Genomic DNA, 2630 nt, shown 5'->3' with positions numbered 1-2630 from the left:
GAGCGACAGGACGTCACCCATGCCAAGGATGCGCTGAGCGAGACGATCGGGATGGAACGGCTCGAGGGCGTCGGTCTTTTCACCGGCACCCATGAACTTGATCGGACGACCGGTGATGTAGCGCACCGACAGCGCGGCGCCGCCACGGGCGTCGCCGTCGGTCTTGGTCAGGATCACGCCGGTGAGCGGGATCGCGTCGGAGAAGGCCTTAGCCGTCGTGGCCGCGTCCTGACCGGTCATGGAATCGACCACGAAAAGCGTTTCGATGGGATTGAGCGCGGCGTGTATCGCCTTGATCTCATCCATCATCGCTTCGTCGATATGCAGGCGACCTGCGGTATCGACGAGCAGTACGTCCATCACCTCGCGACGGGCGGCGGCGACCGCGGCCTTTGCGATGTCGACCGGATTCTGACCCGCTTCCGAAGGGAAGAAGGTGACGTCGACCTGTTCGGCCAACGTGCGCAGCTGCTCGATGGCGGCCGGACGATACACGTCGCAGCTGACGACCATGACGCGCTTTTTCTTCCGCTCCTTGAGGAAGCGGGCGAGCTTGGCGACCGTGGTCGTCTTGCCCGCACCCTGCAGACCCGCCATCAGCACGATGGCCGGCGGCGTGGCGGCGAGGTTCAGCTCGGTATTGGCCACACCCATGACGGTGGTCAGCTCGTCGCTGACGACCTTGACCAGTGCCTGGCCCGGCGACAGGCTCTTGAGGACTTCCTGGCCGACGGCGCGGACCTTCACGCGCTCGATCAGCGCCTTCACCACCGGCAAGGCCACGTCGGCCTCGAGCAGGGCGATACGGACTTCGCGCAGGGTCTCGCGGATGTTTTCTTCGGTCAGCCGGCCGCGACCACGCAGGCGGTTGACGGTATCGGATAGGCGGTTGCTGAGCGATTCGAACATGGCGAGTCGATGAATGCTGTAAACGACGGATTATAGCCGGACTGGACCGCCGCCGTACGACGGGCAATGCCAACGTGTCGCATTCACGATACAGGGCCGCTATGCCACACTGCGCGTCCATGATCGTCGCCATCCTCGCGCTCGCCGCCATTGCCCTCTACCTGTCCGCTGCAGGCGTGCTCGCACGACCGCTGATGACGGGTGGCCAGCCGCTGGCGCGCATCGGCATGACCATGGCGACTCTGGCCGCGCTGGCCCACGCCGGACTCCTGCTGAGCGCCCACCGGGGTACCCTGGACCTGCATTTCTTCGCCGCCCTGTCCCTGGTGGCCTGGATTGCCTCGGCACTCACGCTGGTGGTGAACCTGTCGCGCCCTGTGGCGGGGCTTGGCATCCTGATCTTCCCGCTGTCGGCGGTGTTCCTCGCAATGGACGCGTTCATCGCGCCGAGTACCGCGCCGGAAGCCATGACCTGGCAGATCGAGTTGCACGTGACGATTGCGGTGCTCGCTTTCGGAATCCTCTCGATCGCCGCAGCCCTGGCGATCCTCCTGGCTATCCAGGAACGTGCCTTGCGGCGGAGCAAGTTCGGCCACTGGCTGCGCGCCCTGCCCCCGCTCACCCTCACCGAAGTACTGCTGTTCCGCCTCATCGCGGTGGGCTTCGTGCTGCTGACGCTGACCCTGGTGACCGGCACGCTGTTCGTCGGCAACCTGTTCAGCCAGCACCTGGTGCATAAGACCGTGCTGTCGATCGTCGCCTGGATCGTCTTTGGCGTCCTGCTCTGGGGCCGCTGGCGTCACGGCTGGCGTGGGACGCGCGCGGTGAACCTCACCCTTATCGGCATGGGTGTGCTGCTACTGGCCTTCTTCGGTACCAAGCTGGTGCTGGAGTTGATCCTGCACCGTACCGGCTGACCGCCCCCCGTGTGGGAGCCGCTTCAGCGGCGATGGGGTCTTGCGGCATCCTGGCTTTCGCCGCTGAAGCGGCTCCCACAGGGGTCAGCAGCGCCCGGTTTTATTCGCGGCAGGCGTCGATGGCCTGCGACAGGCGTTCTACGCCGATGACCTCCATGTCGCCCACACGCCCTTTCTTCGGCGCGTTCGCCGCGGGCACAACGGCGCGGCGAAAACCGTGCGTGGCCGCTTCCTTGAGGCGTTCCTCGCCATTGGGCACGGGACGGATTTCGCCTGAGAGACCAACCTCGCCAAAGGCGATGGACTTCTCCGGTAGCGCGCGATCCCGCAGGCTCGAAAGCACAGCCATCAGCACGGGCACGTCGGATGCGGTTTCCTGCACACGGATGCCACCGACCACATTGACGAAGACGTCCTGGTCGTAAGCGGCAATGCCGCCATGCCGATGCAGTACCGCCAGCAGCATGGCCAGACGGTTCTGCTCGAGACCGAGCACGACGCGACGCGGATTGCCCAACGAGGATTGGTCGACCAGTGCCTGCACTTCGACCAGCAACGGACGCGTGCCTTCACGGGTCACCATGACGGCGCTGCCCGGCGTGGGACCGGCGTGCGATGAGAGAAAGATGGCCGACGGATTCGGCACTTCGCGCAGGCCCTTCTCGGACATGGCGAAGACGCCGAGCTCATTCACCGCACCAAAGCGGTTCTTAAAGGCGCGCAGCACGCGAAAACGACTACCGGATTCGCCTTCGAAATAGAGCACTGCATCGACCATGTGCTCGAGTACGCGCGGGCCGGCGA

The 2630-nt window shown here is 65.1% G+C and carries 3 protein-coding genes; 1 reads left to right on the top strand and 2 read right to left on the bottom strand.

Annotated elements, in window-relative coordinates:
• Positions 1-909: signal recognition particle protein (locus AC1DSN_RS21120; protein WP_477332687.1), on the bottom strand; the 909-nt coding region annotated here is incomplete at its 3' end.
• A 119-nt stretch (positions 910-1028) separates the two neighbouring features.
• On the opposite strand from AC1DSN_RS21120, the gene AC1DSN_RS21115 reads away from it, so the two are divergent.
• Positions 1029-1826, top strand: coding sequence for a cytochrome C assembly family protein (locus AC1DSN_RS21115; RefSeq protein ID WP_477297222.1), 798 nt, complete (start codon positions 1029-1031; stop codon positions 1824-1826).
• A gap of 100 nt (positions 1827-1926) precedes the next feature.
• On the opposite strand, the gene AC1DSN_RS21110 is transcribed toward AC1DSN_RS21115, so the two are convergent.
• Positions 1927-2630: magnesium chelatase domain-containing protein (locus AC1DSN_RS21110; RefSeq protein WP_477332685.1), on the bottom strand; the 704-nt coding region annotated here is incomplete at its 5' end.

It is taken from the genome of Luteibacter sp. P4_D7_3 (genome assembly GCF_056401735.1).
This window is presented reverse-complemented; position numbering and strand designations above follow the sequence as displayed.

What these genes read in the sequence shown, in the direction of transcription:
- AC1DSN_RS21115 (WP_477297222.1), top strand. Translation starts at nt 1,029, where the DNA reads ATGATCGTCGCCATCCTCGCGCTCGCCGCCATTGCCCTCTACCTGTCC.